This window comes from Streptomyces lycii (genome assembly GCF_009735685.1).
In the GTDB taxonomy this organism is placed as follows: Bacteria; Actinomycetota; Actinomycetes; order Streptomycetales; family Streptomycetaceae; genus Streptomyces; species Streptomyces lycii.
The window spans coordinates 1-1,830 of sequence record NZ_WHPN01000102.1; the positions used below are offsets into that span (position 1 = coordinate 1).

The 1,830-nt window shown below is 74.2% G+C and carries 2 protein-coding genes; both read left to right on the forward strand.

The window, feature by feature from the left end; genetic code table 11:
* The first annotated feature begins 40 nt into the window (after positions 1–40).
* On the forward strand, positions 41–979 hold the full coding sequence (locus tag GCU69_RS04740; protein WP_156205210.1) for an ABC transporter ATP-binding protein: 939 nt from the start codon (positions 41–43) through the stop codon (positions 977–979).
* Positions 976–1,830 (forward strand): branched-chain amino acid ABC transporter permease (locus GCU69_RS04745; RefSeq protein ID WP_156205209.1); only part of this gene is annotated, 855 nt, incomplete at its 3' end. The genes GCU69_RS04740 and GCU69_RS04745, both read left to right, overlap by 4 nt.

Genomic DNA, 1,830 nt, shown 5'->3' on the forward strand with positions numbered 1-1,830 from the left:
GTCCGCCGCCCCGGACCGGGACGGCCGCGGCACCCCGCGGCTGCGGGTGGAGGGCGTCACCGTGCGGTTCTCCGGGCTGCTCGCCCTCGACGACGTCGGCTTCACCGTCGAACCCGGCAGCATCCACGCCCTCATCGGCCCCAACGGCGCCGGCAAGTCCACCTGCTTCAACGTCCTCTCCGGCGTCTGCCGCCCGCAGCACGGCAGCGTCCGGTTCGGCGACGCGGAACTGACCCGGCTGCGCCCGCACCGGATCGCCGCCCTCGGTGTCGCCCGCACCTTCCAGAACATCGTCATGACCGCGGGCACCGTCGCCGACAACCTGATGCTCGGCCGGCACGCCCTGACCCGGGCCGGTTTCACCGCCACCGCGCTGCGGCTGCCCCGCGCCGTCCGCGAGCAGCGCGTCCACCTGGAGCGCGCCCGGGAGATCGCCGAACTCGTCGGACTGGGCCTGCTCTTCCACACCCCGGTCGACCTGCTCTCGTACGGGGACCGCAAACGCGTGGAGATGGCACGCGCCCTGTGCCTCGAACCCCGGCTGCTGCTGCTCGACGAGCCGGTCGCCGGGATGAACGGCACCGAGCGCGCCCGTACCGCGGAGACCGTCCGTGCCGTGCGCGACGAACTCGGGCTGTCCGTGCTGCTCGTCGAGCACGACATGGGACTGGTGATGCGGCTCGCCGACACCGTCACGGTGCTCGACTTCGGCCGCCGCATCGCCGGCGGCACACCGGACGAGGTGCGGCAGGACCCCGCTGTGCTGCGCGCCTACCTCGGCACCGGAAGCGAGCAGGCGGCGCACCCGGACGACCGGGAACCGGACCCGGCCGGCCCGGACCCCGGACGGCACCCGCACCACCCGGACACCGCGTCCGGCCCGGAGTCGCAGGACCCGGCGCGGCAGCGCCCCGACCGGCGGGATCCCGCACCGCCGGGCTCCGCACCACAGCAACAGAAAGGGGTGCGGTCCGCATGAGCACGGCTGCCGAGATCGTGCTGAACGGTCTCGCCCTCGGCTCGGTGTACGCACTGGTCGCCCTCGGCTTCGTCATCATCTTCAAGGCGTCCGGCGTCATGAACTTCGGGCACGGCTCGCTGCTGCTCCTCGGCGGTTATCTGACCGCCGTGCTGCACGAGCCGCTCGGCTTCGCCGCCGCCCTCGCCGTCGCCGTCACCGCCACGGCGGCGACGGCCGCCGCGATCGAACGGGTGCTGCTGCGCCGCACCGACCCGCACGCCGCCCACACCCTCACCATCATCACCATCGGCGTCGACATCGTCCTGATGACCGACCTCGCCCGCCGCATCGGCGGTGACCTGCTGGGCCTCGGCGACCCCTGGGGCGACGCGACGCTGCACCTCGGCCCGGTCACCGTCGCGCAGAGCCGTATCGCGTCCGTCGTGGTCGCCGTCGTCGTCATCGGCGCGGTCTTCGCCGTCTTCCGCTTCACCCCCTGGGGGCTGTCGCTGCGCGCCGCCGCCGAGGACCGGGAGGCCGCCGCGCTCATGGGCATCCGGCTGGAGCGGATCCGGATGCTGGCCTGGTGCCTCGCCGGGGCGCTGGCCGCCCTCGCCGCGGTGTTCCTCGCCGCCTTCCCCGCGCCCGGACTGGAGCGCACCACCGGACAGATCGCCCTCAAGGCGTTCCCGGCGGCGGTCCTCGGCGGCATGACCTCGCCCGCCGGGGCGCTGGTCGGCGCGCTGGTCATCGGGGTGACCGAGGCCGTCTGCGCCGGCTACCAGACGCAGTTGTCCGCGCTCGGCCCCGGCTTCGGCCAGGTCGCCCCGTACGCCGTGATGGTCCTGGTCCTGATGGTCCGCCCGAAC